This window comes from Streptomyces sp. T028, assembly GCF_048159505.1.
In the GTDB taxonomy this organism is placed as follows: Bacteria; Actinomycetota; Actinomycetes; order Streptomycetales; family Streptomycetaceae; genus Streptomyces.
This window is the reverse complement of record NZ_JBLRVZ010000079.1, coordinates 45,375-58,675: the sequence shown is the minus strand read 5'-3', so window position 1 is coordinate 58,675 and position 13,301 is coordinate 45,375. Positions and strand designations below refer to the sequence as shown.

The 13,301-nt window shown below is 71.9% G+C and carries 12 protein-coding genes and 1 pseudogene; 4 read left to right on the top strand and 9 right to left on the bottom strand.

The window, feature by feature from the left end; genetic code table 11:
• Positions 1-89: 89 nt before the first annotated feature.
• A complete protein-coding gene (locus ACLZN2_RS48720) occupies positions 90-1,562 on the bottom strand; it encodes a sugar transferase (RefSeq protein WP_416986513.1) in 1,473 nt (490 codons plus the stop codon).
• A gap of 164 nt (positions 1,563-1,726) precedes the next feature.
• Between ACLZN2_RS48720 and ACLZN2_RS48715 the strand changes: the two genes are divergently transcribed.
• Positions 1,727-1,942, top strand: coding sequence for a dodecin (locus ACLZN2_RS48715; RefSeq protein WP_416986512.1), 216 nt, complete (start codon positions 1,727-1,729; stop codon positions 1,940-1,942).
• 16 nt (positions 1,943-1,958) lie between these two features.
• On the opposite strand, the gene ACLZN2_RS48710 is transcribed toward ACLZN2_RS48715, so the two are convergent.
• A complete protein-coding gene (locus tag ACLZN2_RS48710; protein ID WP_416986511.1) occupies positions 1,959-2,474 on the bottom strand; it encodes a hypothetical protein in 516 nt (171 codons plus the stop codon).
• Positions 2,475-2,523: 49 nt separating this feature from the next.
• Here ACLZN2_RS48710 and ACLZN2_RS48705 point away from each other — a divergent pair, with 49 nt between their 5' ends.
• Positions 2,524-3,525 carry an LLM class flavin-dependent oxidoreductase gene (locus ACLZN2_RS48705; protein WP_416986510.1) on the top strand — a complete coding sequence of 334 codons (1,002 nt, stop codon included), beginning with the start codon at positions 2,524-2,526 and terminating at the stop codon, positions 3,523-3,525.
• Here the strand turns inward: ACLZN2_RS48705 and ACLZN2_RS48700 are convergent.
• The 6 genes from ACLZN2_RS48700 to ACLZN2_RS48675 form a co-directional block, all read right to left on the bottom strand.
• Entirely contained in the window at positions 3,512-4,585 is a 1,074-nt protein-coding gene (locus ACLZN2_RS48700) for an NAD-dependent epimerase/dehydratase family protein (protein ID WP_416986509.1), read from the bottom strand. The two genes, ACLZN2_RS48705 and ACLZN2_RS48700, sit on opposite strands and share 14 nt — an antisense overlap.
• A gap of 11 nt (positions 4,586-4,596) precedes the next feature.
• Positions 4,597-5,511, bottom strand: a complete 915-nt coding sequence (locus tag ACLZN2_RS48695) for a lysophospholipid acyltransferase family protein (protein ID WP_416986508.1) — start codon at positions 5,509-5,511, stop codon at positions 4,597-4,599.
• On the bottom strand, positions 5,508-6,293 hold the full coding sequence (locus ACLZN2_RS48690) for a GNAT family N-acetyltransferase (RefSeq protein WP_416986507.1): 786 nt from the start codon (positions 6,291-6,293) through the stop codon (positions 5,508-5,510). The genes ACLZN2_RS48695 and ACLZN2_RS48690 overlap by 4 nt, the downstream gene beginning before the upstream one ends.
• 154 nt (positions 6,294-6,447) lie before the next feature.
• Positions 6,448-7,194 carry a succinate dehydrogenase/fumarate reductase iron-sulfur subunit gene (locus tag ACLZN2_RS48685; protein WP_416986506.1) on the bottom strand — a complete coding sequence of 249 codons (747 nt, stop codon included), beginning with the start codon at positions 7,192-7,194 and terminating at the stop codon, positions 6,448-6,450.
• The gene (locus ACLZN2_RS48680; protein ID WP_416986505.1) at positions 7,191-9,137 is read right to left on the bottom strand and encodes a fumarate reductase/succinate dehydrogenase flavoprotein subunit; all 1,947 of its coding nucleotides are present in this window, start codon (positions 9,135-9,137) and stop codon (positions 7,191-7,193) included. Before ACLZN2_RS48680 ends, ACLZN2_RS48685 begins: the two co-directional genes overlap by 4 nt.
• Positions 9,138-9,139: 2 nt before the next feature.
• Positions 9,140-9,811 carry a succinate dehydrogenase gene (locus ACLZN2_RS48675; protein WP_416986515.1) on the bottom strand — a complete coding sequence of 224 codons (672 nt, stop codon included), beginning with the start codon at positions 9,809-9,811 and terminating at the stop codon, positions 9,140-9,142.
• A 132-nt stretch (positions 9,812-9,943) separates the two neighbouring features.
• Between ACLZN2_RS48675 and ACLZN2_RS48670 the strand changes: the two genes are divergently transcribed.
• The gene (locus ACLZN2_RS48670; RefSeq protein WP_416986504.1) at positions 9,944-10,828 is read left to right on the top strand and encodes a LysR family transcriptional regulator; all 885 of its coding nucleotides are present in this window, start codon (positions 9,944-9,946) and stop codon (positions 10,826-10,828) included.
• Between the two features lie 35 nt (positions 10,829-10,863).
• On the opposite strand, the gene ACLZN2_RS48665 is transcribed toward ACLZN2_RS48670, so the two are convergent.
• On the bottom strand, positions 10,864-11,745 hold the full coding sequence (locus ACLZN2_RS48665) for an NmrA family NAD(P)-binding protein (RefSeq protein ID WP_416986502.1): 882 nt from the start codon (positions 11,743-11,745) through the stop codon (positions 10,864-10,866).
• A gap of 119 nt (positions 11,746-11,864) precedes the next feature.
• Here ACLZN2_RS48665 and ACLZN2_RS48660 point away from each other — a divergent pair.
• Positions 11,865-12,683: pseudogene (locus ACLZN2_RS48660) on the top strand (LysR family transcriptional regulator); the annotation flags it as partial.
• Positions 12,684-13,301: the final 618 nt, after the last annotated feature.

The following is a 13,301-nucleotide window of genomic DNA, read 5'->3' as shown; positions in this document are numbered from 1 at the left end:
ATCGGGGCGACCCTCCGCCTTGCGATCGCACGCACCAGACGCCGCCGGGCCCGCCCTACGGGCGGACGACGCTACTTTCGAAACACGCCCTAGTAGGCACCCTGGCCGTTCAGCACCGCGCGGACGGTGCGGGCCATGACGTCGACGTCGCCGGACAGTGACCAGTTGTCGACGTAGCGCAGGTCGAGCGCGACCGTCTCGCGCCAGGACAGGTCGGAGCGTCCGCTGACCTGCCACAGTCCGGTCAGGCCCGGCCGGACGCTGAGCCGGCGCATCTCGACGCCGTTGTACTTGACGACCTCCTCGGGCAGCGGCGGGCGGGGGCCCACCAGGGACATGTGGCCGAAGAGGATGTTGAACAGCTGGGGCAGCTCGTCCAGGGAGTAGCGGCGCAGGACCCGTCCGACCGGGGTGACCCGGGGGTCGCGGCGCATCTTGAACATGTGCCCGTCGTTCTCGTTCTGCTGCTCCAGCCCGCCCTTGAGCCGGTCCGCGTCGACCACCATCGTGCGGAACTTCCACATGGCGAACCGCATGCCGTGCCGGCCGACCCTGGTCTGGCGGTACAGGACCGGGCCCGGTGAGCCGAGCCGGACGCTCAGCGCCAGCACGAGCAGCAGCGGTGAGAGCAGCAGGATCAGCAGCAGTGCGCCGGTCCGGTCCACCACCGTCTTGGTGACGGCGTGCACACCGCGCTGCAGCGGCGGGGCGATGTGCAGCAGGGTCAGACCGGCCGCCGAGGTCAGCCGCACCCGGCGGCGGGCCACGTCGGTGATGCCGGGCAGGACCATGAGGGAGCGGCCCCTGTCGTACAGCGCCCAGGACAGCCGGCGCATCCGCTCGCCGTTCAGGTACGGCCCGGGCGCCACGAAGACCAGGTCGGCGCCGAGTTCGTCGGCCGCGCCGAGGACGACGGCGGCGTCCGAGTCGGGTGTGTCGGGTGCCTCGCGCGGCAGTTGCGCGCACACGGGGACGCCCGAGGTCACCTCGTCCTCGCCCACCGGGCAGGCGCCGACGATGACGTACTCGTGGTCGGTGCGCTGGGCGAGTTGTCCGACCATGGCGTCGAGGGCCGAGGCCTCGCCGACGACCAGGACGTGGCGCAGGGCGCGGGCGTTGCGGCGGGCGGCCAGCAGATGACGGTGGATCACCTTCTGGCAGACGCCGGTGCACACCAGCGCCGGGATGAGCGCCGTGAACGCCTCGGCGGGCACGCTCTGCAGTCCGCAGACCACCCGCAGGGTCGCCAGGGCGCCGACCAGGACCAGCCAGTCCCGGGCGACGGCACGCAGCCCGCCTCCGTCGCCCCAGGCGAGGGACGTGTACCGCTTGCTCACCACCCCGATGAGCGGCCACAGCAGGGCCGCGGCGGCCGCCAGACGCAGGGGATGGGGCTCATGGACCTCCACGATCGCCGCGGCGACCGGCAGGGCCGCGGCGGTGAGGTCGACACAGACGGAGAAGGGGCCATACCACAGGGCCCGTGTCTCCACACGCTGGACGGGGTGGCGCGCCACGGGAACCGGCGCCTGCCGGGACATCGCGATTCTGAACCGGCGCATGGTCTCCTTCGAACCCCCACTCGCAGATCACATTCCTCACATGATCCTTATATCACCGCGTGGATAGGAAAATAGGCTTTTATTGTGCGGTTTCGAGTGGCGTGGCATGGCGGTGCGTCGCCGATTGGGGCACGGTGGAGTGACACGGCCGAGAGGAGCATCCGATGTCGAACCACACCTACCGGGTCACGGAGATCGTCGGCACCTCGCCCGACGGCGTCGACCAGGCCATCCGCAACGGCATCGGCCGCGCCTCGCAGACCCTGCACAACCTGGACTGGTTCGAGGTCACCCAGGTGCGCGGGCAGCTCGAGAACGGCGACATCGCGCACTGGCAGGTGGGGCTGAAGGTGGGGTTCCGCCTGGACGAGTCGGCCTGACGGACCTGATCGACGATCAGGTACGCCCCTCCCCCTCCTGCGCCTCGCGCAGTTCCGGCGACGGCGCGCTCCAGCGCGCGAGGACGGCCCGGAATCCCGCCCGCTCGGCGTCCTCGCAGACCAGCGCGTCGTCGTCCACCAGCATCCGCACCTCGCGGGTCCGGGCGAGCCGACGCAGGATCTCCAATTTGGTACGGCGCGCGGGCCTGCGGTCACCTCTTCCCCCGCCCGCCCACCCGGCGTTGCGCCGCATGTACACCCGCCCCTCGGGCAGCCCGTGGGCGCTGAGCCACTCCAGTGTGTCCCGCCGGCAGCGCTCCGGCCGGCCGGTGAGGTAGACGACCTCGCACTCCCCGGCCTGCTCCAGCACCAGGGCGACGCCCTGCGGGATCGGCGGGTCCTCGGGCGCGGCGGCGAAGAACGCGTCCCAGTCGCGCGGCCTGCGCTCCAGGAAACGCTGACGGTGGGCCGTGTCGGCGAGGGTGTTGTCCAGATCGAACACGGCGATCGGCCGTCCGCTGCTGTCGGTCACGGCCCCATCTTCCCGGGAATCCCCTGGGCCGTCAGCTGTTGAACGAGGCATGAGCTCCGCGATCGCCCCGGCCCGCTTCTCCGTCCTCGACCGCTCCCGCGTTCGCGAGGGGCACACCGCGGCGGAGGCGCTGCGGGACACGGTGTCGCTGGCGCGGGAGGCCGAGCGCCTCGGCTTCCACCGGTTCTGGGTCTCGGAGCACCACGGTGTCCCCGGGGTCGCGGGCTCGGCGCCCACCGTGCTCGCCGCCGCCGTGGCCGGGGCGACCCGCACGATCCGGGTCGGCACCGGAGGGGTGATGCTGCCCAACCACCGGCCGCTGGTGGTGGCCGAGCAGTTCGGCGTCCTGGAATCCCTCTTCCCGGGCCGGATCGACATGGGGCTGGGCCGGTCGGTGGGCTTCACCGACGGGGTGCGCAGGGCCCTCGGTCACGGCAAGGACGACGCCGGGGACTTCGCGGCCCAGCTGGAGGAGCTGCTCGGCTGGTTCCGGGGCGCCTCCCCCACCCGCGTGCACGCCTACCCCGCGGAGGGGCTGACGGTGCCGCCGTTCGTGCTGGCGATGGGCGAGGGCGCGACGATCGCGGCCCGCGCGGGCCTGCCGATGGTGATCGGCGACCTCAGGAACCGCGAGAGGATGCGGCGCGGGATCGACACCTACCGCGCGCTGTTCCGCCCCTCCCCCTGGGCTCCAGAACCCTACGTCGTCGTCTCCGGAACCGTCGCCGTGGCCGCCACCTCCGAGGAGGCCCGGCGGCTGCTGCTCCCGGAGGCCTGGTCGATGGCGTACTCCCGCACCCACGGCTCCTTCCCGCCGCTCCCGCCCGCCGAGCGGGTCGAGGCGCGCACCATGACCGCCAAGGAGCGCGGCTTCTACGAGTCCGGCCTGACCGGCCACATCGTCGGCGCGGAGGAGCAGGTGGCGCACGAACTGGAAACCTTGTTGAAGGAGACCGGCGCGCAGGAGGTCCTGGTCACGACCAGCACGTACGACCGCGAGGCCCTGCTGGACTCCTACCGGCGACTGGCCCGGATCGTCAGCCGGACGTGACCGGCCGCCCCCGCTGCCCGCGCCAGGAGCGGTAGTGGTCGAGGAGGGTCTCCTCGACCGGGCGGTAGGTGAGGCCCAGTTCGTCGGTGCTGCGGTGGTTGTCGACGCGGAAGCGGATGCCGAGGTGCCCCCGGATGTAGTCCTGGGAGAGGCCGAAGGCGGGGCCCAGGACGCGGACCGGCCAGTGCGGGAGGGCGGTGCGGGGCAGGCGCAGGTCGCGCGGGTGGTGCTTGAGGAGGATCCTCGCCATCTGGTGGAAGGAGGTCATCTCCTGCGCCGCGAGGATGTACCGGCCGTGGGCGTCGGGCTGTTCGGCGGCGGCTATGTGGGCGGCGGCCACGTCCCGCACGTCGACCGTGGTGAAGCTGAAGTCGGGGGCACCGTAGAAGAAGTAGCCCTTGAACAGCTCGTCGAGGAGGAACAGGCTGCCCGAGTCGGAGGCGGGGGTGAGGGAGGGGCCGAGGATCAGGCCGGGGTTGAGGGAGACCATGCGCCAGCGGCTCTGCGCGGCCTCGGCGTCCCAGGCGGCCTTCTCCGCGACCGTCTTGGCGTAGTGGTACGGGTTGTTCTCCACCGTGCTGGTGGTGTTGACGTACTTCTCCGACAGGACCCGGCCGTCCATGTGGTCGACGTCCGCGTAGTCGCCGAAGACCGCGCCCACGGTGGAGGTGAATACCAGGCGTTCCACTGTCTGCGTGCGGTCGACGGAGGCGACGACGTTGCGGGTGCCGTGCAGGGCCGGGTCGACGACGTCCCGCTGCCCGTCCTTGATCTTCTCCGGCATCAGGAAGGGCGACGCCACATGGAAGACGACCGCGCAGCCCTTCATCGCCTCGTCGAAGGAGCCTTCCCGCAGCAGGTCCGCCTCGAAGAGGTCGAGCCGGCCGGGGTGGGCGTCCTGGAGGGCTCGCAGGGGTGCGAGCTTGGCGGTGTTCGCCGTACTGCGGACCGTCGTACGCACCTGGTGGCCGCGCTCGAGGAGCTGCCGTACCAGGTGCGCCGCGACGAAGCCGCTGCCTCCGGTGACCAGGACCGTTCTGCCGGCCGGGCTGGTGCTCACGCGCGCTCCCCTCAGATGGTCGGGACGCGCGCCATGATCCCATCCCGCACGCCCGACGACCCCCCGCTTGCGGGGAATTCATCGGACGCACGACGGTCTTCGTGGGACACGGGAGTGTGCTCGTGGGACACCGGACGGTGCTCGTGGGGACCGGGCAGGACCCGTGCCCCGGCCGCCGCCGCGAGTGCCTTGCGGTCGGCCGCGCTGCCCGGTGCGAGCAGCGGGAGCACCTCGACCTCCGCGACCAGGCCGCGTGCCGAGGTCACCCGCCACAGCGAGGCGAGCAGCGAGTCGTCGCCGACGTAGGCGGGCGCGGTGCTGGCCTCCCCGGCGGCATCCCGGTAGCGGATCCGGACGGGCTGGACGGGCACCCCCGCGTCCAGCGCGGCCTGGAACACGGCCCGCCGGAAGTGTCCCTGGGCGCGGCCGCACCAGGTGCTGCCCTCCGGGAACACCGCGACCGCCCGCCCGGACCGCAGCGCCCCGGCGATGGTGGCGACCGTGCCGGGCAGGGCGCGCAGCCGGTCCCGGTCGATGAACAGGCAACCGTTCACGGCCATCGCTCCCGCGACCGGCCACTCCCTGATCTCCTTCTTGGCGAGCATCCGGGCCGGGCGGACCCCGGCCAGCAGCGGGATGTCCAGCCAGGAGATGTGGTTGGCGACCAGGAGCAGTCCGCCGGTGGCGGGCGCGGGCCCGCCGGTCATCCGGATCCGGACCCCGGCCGCCCGTACGACGGCCCGGCTCCACCCCCGTATCGCGCCCGCCGGGATCCACCGTGCGAGCGGGGACAGGACGACCCCGGTCAGCACCAGGACGACCACCGTCACGAGCCGCAGCACGGCCCGCGGTACGGCCGTCCAGGACGCCGTGTCCTCCACGCACGCCCGCGGGGTGCAGGGCGCGCCGGGCAGCCAGACGCTCATGAGGCGCTCGGCACGAGGGAGAGGAAGTGCCGCAGGTAGCGCGCGTTGACCCGGCGCATCGACAGCAGCACGTACAGGTCGGCGACGCCGAAGTCCGGGTCGTGCGCGGGCTCGCCGCACACCCAGGCGCCGAGGCGGACGTAACCGCGCAGCAGGGCGGGCAGTTCGGTGCGGGCGGCCGGGGCCGGGCCCACGACCTCCTTCGGCGCCCACGGCAGCAGCGGACGCACCCGGAACTCCTCCGGCGCCAGGTGCTTCTCGCGGACCCGGTCCCAGGTGGCGGCCGCGAGGGCGCCGCAGTCGGCGAGCGGGACCGAGCAGCAGCCGGCCAGCCACTCGTGGCCGCGGTCCACCATGTAGCGGGCGATGCCGGCCCAGATCAGGCCGATGACGGCGCCGTCGCGGTGGTCGGGGTGCACGCAGGAGCGGCCCACCTCGACCAGTCCGGGCCGGATCGCGTCGAGGCGGCTCAGGTCGAACTCGCTGTCCGAGTAGAGTCGTCCGGCGACCGAGGCACGCTCCGGGGGCAGCAGCCGGTAGGTGCCGACGACCTGGCCGGTCTCCGCGTTCCGCACCAGCAGGTGGTCGCAGTAGGCGTCGAACGGGTCGACGTCCAGGCCCGGCTGCGGGGAGGACAGCAGGGCGCCCATCTCACCGGCGAACACCTCGTGCCGCAGCCGCTGCGCGGCCCGTACGTCGGCCTCGTCGCGGGCCAGGGTGACGGTGTAGCGGACGGGTGCCGTGGACTGCTGGGGACGGTCGAGGGTGGAAACGCCGGTCATGGCTCACTCCTGGGCACGGGCCACATCGGGGACGGTGGCGCTCCCCCTGTTTCTCCCGACCCTGGTTGGCGTGTACGTGACCGGTGCCGGGAGCGGGGATGTGGGAATGTTGAATGCCAGGCGTTCGCCCCATGCCGACCGTTTCCCTACGGCGTCACGGCTTCACCTTCCGAGCCGCCCGCAGCCACTCCTTGTTCATGCTCGTGATGGACACCAGCGGAATCCCCTTCGGACAAGCGGTCGCACACTCCCCGGCGAGCGTGCACCCCCCGAACCCCTCCTCGTCCATCTGCGCCACCATGTCCAGCACCCGCGTCTCCCGCTCGGGCGCCCCCTGCGGCAGTACGTTGAGATGGTTGACCTTGGCGGAGGTGAACAGCATGGCGGCCCCGTTGGGACACGCGGCGACGCACGCCCCGCAGCCGATGCACTCCGCGTGCTCGAACGCGAGGTCCGCGTCCGGCTTCGGCACCGGCGTCGCGTGCGCCTCCGGCGCGGCCCCGGTCGGGGCGGTGATGTAGCCGCCGGCCTGGATGATCCGGTCCAAGGCGCTCCTGTCGACCACCAGGTCCTTGATCACCGGGAAGGCCGACGCCCGCCACGGCTCGACGTCGATCGTGTCGCCGTCCGCGAAGGAGCGCATGTGCAGTTGGCAGGTGGTGGTGCGCTCGGGCCCGTGCGCGTCACCGTTGATCACGAGGGAGCACGCGCCGCAGATGCCCTCGCGGCAGTCGTGGTCGAAGGCGACCGGGTCCTCACCGCGCAGGATGAGGTCCTCGTTGAGGGTGTCGAGCATCTCCAGGAAGGACATGTCCGGCGAGACGCCGTCGACTTCGTACGTGGACATGGCGCCGTCGGCGTCGGCGGTGCGCTGCCGCCAGACGCGCAGGGTGAGCTTCATGCGTAGCTCCGCTGGGTGGGGTGGACGTACTCGAAGACCAGGTCTTCCTTGTGCAGGGTGGGAGCCTCGCCGGTGCCGGTGAACTCCCAGGCGGCCGCGTAGGCGAACTCCTCGTCCTTGCGGGCGGCCTCGCCGTCGGGGGTCTGGGACTCCTCGCGGAAGTGGCCGCCGCAGGACTCGGCGCGGTGCAGGGCGTCGAGGCACATCAGCTCGGCCAGCTCCAGGTAGTCGACGACCCGGTTGGCCTTCTCCAGGGACTGGTTGAACTCCTCACCGGTGCCGGGAACCTTGATGCGGCGCCAGAACTCCTCGCGGATCTGCGGGATGCGCTCCAGTGCCTTGCGCAGTCCGGCGTCCGTACGGGCCATGCCGCAGAACTCCCACATCAGCTCGCCCACCTCGCGGTGGAAGGAGTCGGGGGTGCGGTCGCCGTCCACGGACAGCAGCAGGTTGAGCCGGTCCTGGGTCTCGGCCAGCACCTCCTGCACGACGGGGTGTCCGGCCGTCACCTCGCCCTGCCTCGGGTTGCGGGCGAGGTAGTCGTTGATGGTGGCCGGGAGGACGAAGTAGCCGTCGGCCAGGCCCTGCATCAGCGCCGAGGCACCGAGCCGGTTCGCGCCGTGGTCGGAGAAGTTGGCCTCGCCGATCGCGAACAGACCGGGGATCGTGGTCTGCAGGTCGTAGTCGACCCACAGGCCGCCCATCGTGTAGTGCACCGCCGGGTAGATCCGCATCGGCACCCGGTACGGATCCTCGTCGGTGATCCGCTGGTACATGTCGAAGAGGTTGCCGTACTTGGCCTCGACGGCCTTACGGCCCATCCGCTGGACGGCGTCGGCGAAGTCCAGGTAGACGCCCTGCCCACCGGGTCCGACACCCCTGCCCTCGTCGCAGACGTTCTTCGCGGCGCGGGAGGCGATGTCACGCGGGACCAGGTTGCCGAAGGACGGGTAGATGCGCTCCAGGTAGTAGTCGCGCTCGTCCTCGGGGATCTCGTGTGCCGGGCGGGTGTCGCCCTTGGCCTTGGGCACCCAGATCCGGCCGTCGTTGCGCAGCGACTCGCTCATCAGCGTGAGCTTGGACTGGTGGTCGCCGGTGCGCGGGATGCAGGTGGGGTGGATCTGCGTGAAGCAGGGGTTGGCGAAGTACGCGCCGCGCCGGTGCGCCCGCCAGATCGCGGTGGCGTTGGAGTTCATGGCGTTCGTCGACAGATAGAAGACGTTGCCGTAGCCGCCGCTGGCGAGGACGACGGCGTCCGCGAAGTAGGTGTCGATCCTGCCGGTGATCAGGTCCCGGGCGACGATCCCGCGCGCCCGGCCGTCGACGACGATCAGGTCGAGCATCTCGGTGCGCGGATGCATCTCCACGTTCCCGGCGGCGATCTGCCTGCTGAGGGCCTGGTACGCGCCTAGCAGCAGCTGCTGGCCCGTCTGGCCGCGGGCGTAGAAGGTCCGGGACACCTGCACGCCGCCGAAGGAGCGGGTGTCGAGCAGTCCGCCGTACTCGCGGGCGAAGGGCACGCCCTGGGCCACGCACTGGTCGATGATCTCGACGGAGATCTGGGCGAGGCGGTGCACGTTGGACTCGCGCGCCCGGAAGTCGCCGCCCTTGACGGTGTCGTAGAACAGCCGGTGGATCGAGTCCCCGTCGTTGCGGTAGTTCTTCGCCGCGTTGATGCCGCCCTGGGCGGCGATCGAGTGGGCGCGGCGCGGGGAGTCCTGGTAGCAGAACTGGACGACGTGGTAGCCCTGTTCGGCGAGTGTGGCGCCCGCCGAACCGCCGGCCAGACCGGTGCCGACGACGATCACCGTGTGCTTGCGCCGGTTGGCGGGGTTGACCAACTTCGCTTCGAAGCGGCGCTTGTCCCAGCGCTCGGCGACGGGGCCCGCGGGGGCCTTTGCGTCGACGAGGGGTTCGCCGGCCGCGTATTCGGTGTAGGTCATGTTCAGCTCACCACTCCGGTCATGACGCCCACGGGTACGGCGATGAAGCCGGCCGTGAGCAGCAGCGCGAGGACGTTCGCCGTGGCCTTCAGGACGCGGTCGCGGGTGCGGCTGCCGACGCCGAGGGTCTGGGCGGCGCTCCAGAAGCCGTGCCGGACGTGCAGGCCGAGGGCGAGCATCGCGACGATGTAGATGACGTTGCCGTACCAGGTGGAGAAGGTGTCCACGACGTTCTGGTAGGGGTGGCCCTCCTGGAAGCCGCCGCTGTGCACGGTGCCGGTGGTCAGGTCCAGGAGGTGCCAGACGATGAACAGGCCGAGGATGATCCCGCCCCAGCGCATGGTGCGCGTCGCGTAACTCGCCCGGGGCTTCCTGTGCACGTACTTGCTGGGGCGTGCCCTGATGTCACGCCGGCTGAGCTGGTAGGCGGATGTGGCGTGCGCGATCACGGCGACGACCAGCACCACGCGGACCAGCCACAGCGTCCACTCGTAGTGCATGAACGGTTCGCCGACGGTGCGCAGCCAGTGCGCGTAGTGGTTGAACTCGCCCGGCCCGAAGAAGATCTTCAGGTTTCCGATCATGTGGACGACCAGGTACAGCAGCATGATCAGTCCACTGACGGCCATCACCGTCTTCTTGCCGACGGAGGAGTCCCACACGGTACGCGCCATCGACGGCCGTCGGTCCGTCCGCGTTGCCAGAGCCATGTCTGCAGACGCTAGGGCCGTTCGGCCTCATCGGTCCAAGACATGAAACGGCTGGTTTCGATAGGAAACCTCTATCGAGCCGCCTATCCTGGAGAGGTGCAGTTCCAGCAGCTCCAGTACTTCGTGGCGGTGGCCGAGACCCGGCACTTCACCCGGGCCGCCGAGCTGGTCCATGTCGCGCAGCCCTCGCTGTCGCAGCAGATCAGGGCGCTGGAGCGGGAGTTGGGGGCGGATCTCTTCCAGCGGGCGCGCGGCAACATCACGCTCACCGACGCGGGCGAGGCGCTGCTGCCGCTGGCCCGGCGGATCCTCGCGGACACCGAGACCGCGCGGTACGAGGTGCAGGAGCTGGCTCAGCTGCGCAGCGGCCGGGTGCGCCTCGGGGCCACCCCGAGTCTGTGCACCGGTCTGCTGCCGGACGTGCTGCGCGCCTTCCACGACCGCTACCCGGGCATCCGGCTGCTGATCGAGGAGGGCGGCTCGCACGACCTCGTACGGCAGCTCGCGCGCGGTGCCCTCGACCTCGCCCTGGTCGTACTGCCGCTGCCGACGCCCTCGCCCGCGCTGACGACGGTGGAGCTGTTGCGCGAGGATCTCGTCGTGGTGTCCTCCCCCGAGGCGCCCAAGCCGGGCGACGGGCGGCGCACGGTCCGGATCGCCGATCTGGAGGGCGAGCGCCTGGTGATGTTCCGGCACGGCTACGACCTGCGGGAACTGACCGTGGCCGCGTGCCGGGCGGAGGGCTTCGAGCCGGGCTTCGCGGTCGAGGGCGGGGAGATGGACGCGGTCCTCGGGTTCGTCCGGGCCGGGCTCGGGGTGGCCGTCGTCCCGCGGATGGTGGCGGCCCGGTCGGGCCGGGGTCTACGGGTCACCCCGCTCGCCCGGCCCGGCCTGTACCGCACGATCGCCCTCGCGCACCGCAGTGATGTGGCACCGCCGAGGGCGGCGAGGGAACTGCAGCGGATGCTGCTGGAACGGTGACGACTGTCGCTCGTGACGACTGCCGCTCGGGACGACTACCGCTCGGCCGCCGGCCTGAGCACCTCCTCGCACCACCGGCGGAAGGTGGTGGGGGCGCGGTCGGGGGTAGGTACCTGGGAGGCGCCGTAGAGGTGCTGTTCGTTCTGGGCGTCGACCATGTCGGCGTAGCCCTGTGCCCATGCCTCGCTCGCGCCGAGGGCTGTCATCAGGGCCTTGTTCTCGGCGCTGGGGATGTACCGCACGCTCACCGGGCGGCCGAACACCTCACCGAGGACCCCGGCCATGCCTTCGGGTGTGAGGTCGTCGGGGCTCGCCAGGGGGACGTCCTCCTGGCCGGTCCACGTCCCGTCGAGAAGCAGGCTCACTGCTGTGGCACCAATGTCCCGGACGGCGCACAGCCGCAGCACGTGGTCGGGCACGAGTGGGAGGGACAGGGTGCCCGTGTCGCGGACCGAGGCCGCCTGCGAGAGGAGGTTCTCCATCAGGAACGGCGCGCACAGGGCGCGGTAGCGGACGCCGGTGGCGGCTATCGCCTCGTCCATGGAGAGCGAGGCGGAGACCAGCCCGGCGTTCCTCGCGACCCCGCGGCCCAGGGTGGAGACGGCGACGACACGGAAGGGGTCCTCGACGCCGATCGTCTCGACCAGTGGGGCGGTGAAGGCCCGGAAATGCCTCTCGACGCTGTCGGCGGCGAAGTTCGGCGGGGAAAGCCAGAACACGCCCTCGGCCCCCTCGCAGGCCTCCTTCAGCACGGCGGGGTCGGCGTGCGACCCCTGGACTACCTCCACGCGCTCGCGCACCGCGGGCGCCAGCGCCGCGGGGTCGCGGGCGATCACCCGGACGGATACGGCGGCGTCGAGGAGACCGGTGACGACCTCACGGCCGATCTGTCCGGTGGGGGTGGTGACGACGATCATGAACTGCTCCTGGAACAAGCCTGGTTGGGACGCCTATGAGCCTGCCGCCGGGGGGCGGTGAACTGAAGGTCCGCTTCGCTCGCGCTTGTTACCCTCAGGGCAATACCGATCGGAGGCCCATGGAATCCCGTCCGCTGCGCTATTTCGTCGCCGTGGCAGAGGAGCTGAACTTCGCGCGGGCCGCCGAGCGGCTGGGCATCTCCCCGCCGCCGCTGTCCCGTGCGATCCGGCAGCTGGAGTCGGAGCTGGGAGCGGTTCTGTTCGAGCGCACCACCCACAGCGTGGCGCTGACTCCGGCGGGCGAGACCCTGCTGGCGGAGGCCCGGTTCGCGCTGGACGCCCTGGACGCCGCAGGGCTGCGGGCGCGCCGCGCGGCCGACGCCGAACCGAAGCTGGTGCTGGCGGTGAAGGCGGACGGGGACTCGGGGCTGCTGGAGCCGATTCTCGCACGGTACTCCGCCGACCCGGCGGCGGTGCCGGTCGCGGTCCGGCTGAGCGGCTGGCAGGAGCAACCCCAGCTGCTGCGCCGGGGCGAGGCCGATGTGGCCCTGGTGCACGAGCCGTACGACCGGACCGGCCTCGACGCCGAGCCTTTGATCGCCGAGCCGCGCGTCGCCGCCCTGGCCGCAGGCCATCCGCTGGCCGGCCGGGCCGGGCTGTCGCTGGCCGACCTGGGCCTGCGCGCCGGCGATGTGCACCGGTACATCGACGAGGTGCGCGCGGGTCACGACCTCGCCCAGCTGCTCACGCTCGTCGGCATGGGCGGCGGCCCGACCCCCCTGCTGCCCGCCTCCGTCGCCGAGCGCTATCCGCGTCCCTGTGTCGTCTACCGACCGGTCCCCGACGCCCCGCCGTCACTGCTGACCGTGGTCTGGCCCCAGCAGTCCCGCTCGACGGCGACGGCGGCGCTGGTGCGGGCGGCCGTCGCGGTGGCGGACGACCTGGCCGAACGGGCGGCCGGCAGCGGGCCGGACGGGAGGGGGTCCACGGGCATCCACCCCGGCGGAGTCACCCGGGTCGGAAGCCGCGTGCGGGACCCCCAGAACCCGGCGGAGGGTGACGGGCCCGTCCACTCGCCCCACGGCACCCGGACCGCGCTGTCGTAGGAGTGGCCCTGAGAGCCTGTGTCATATCCCCGGCCGGATCAGCGCGCGGCGTCATGGGGGCCCCTCCCGCTCGAGCGAAGCCGAGCGTGGGGGAGCGTGCGATCGCAAGGCGCCGGAGCGCCCTCGATGGGGGTGCCCCCGCGCGAGCGAAGCCGAGCGTGCGGGAGGAGCCACGTGGGCGGTTCGGCAACGCGGCTGGGGCCCCCTCCGAGGGTGGGGGTGCCCCCTCCGAGGGTGGGGGTGCCCCCTCCGAGGGTGGGGGTGCCCCCTCTGGGGGAGCGTGCCAGACGTCGCGCGCCCGGCCGGGGATATGACACAGGCTCTGAGCAGCCGGATGAGGTCTCCGGGAGCCGGCCGGGGCAGCACGGGCGCGTCGGGCGGGAACGCTGGTGGATTCGGAGACGGGGAACGCCCCCGCCGTCCGCTCCCGGGTGGTGCCGATGCCGGAAG

Bases quoted from the DNA above. Each gene is read 5' to 3' on its own strand.
- ACLZN2_RS48720 (WP_416986513.1), bottom strand. From the start codon at position 1,562: ATGCGCCGGTTCAGAATCGCGATGTCCCGGCAGGCGCCGGTTCCCGTG.
- ACLZN2_RS48715 (WP_416986512.1), top strand. From the start codon at position 1,727: ATGTCGAACCACACCTACCGGGTCACGGAGATCGTCGGCACCTCGCCC.
- ACLZN2_RS48705 (WP_416986510.1), top strand. From the start codon at position 2,524: ATGAGCTCCGCGATCGCCCCGGCCCGCTTCTCCGTCCTCGACCGCTCC.
- ACLZN2_RS48695 (WP_416986508.1), bottom strand. From the start codon at position 5,511: ATGAGCGTCTGGCTGCCCGGCGCGCCCTGCACCCCGCGGGCGTGCGTG.
- ACLZN2_RS48690 (WP_416986507.1), bottom strand. From the start codon at position 6,293: ATGACCGGCGTTTCCACCCTCGACCGTCCCCAGCAGTCCACGGCACCC.
- ACLZN2_RS48685 (WP_416986506.1), bottom strand. From the start codon at position 7,194: ATGAAGCTCACCCTGCGCGTCTGGCGGCAGCGCACCGCCGACGCCGAC.
- ACLZN2_RS48680 (WP_416986505.1), bottom strand. From the start codon at position 9,137: ATGACCTACACCGAATACGCGGCCGGCGAACCCCTCGTCGACGCAAAG.
- ACLZN2_RS48675 (WP_416986515.1), bottom strand. From the start codon at position 9,811: ATGGCGCGTACCGTGTGGGACTCCTCCGTCGGCAAGAAGACGGTGATG.
- ACLZN2_RS48665 (WP_416986502.1), bottom strand. From the start codon at position 11,745: ATGATCGTCGTCACCACCCCCACCGGACAGATCGGCCGTGAGGTCGTC.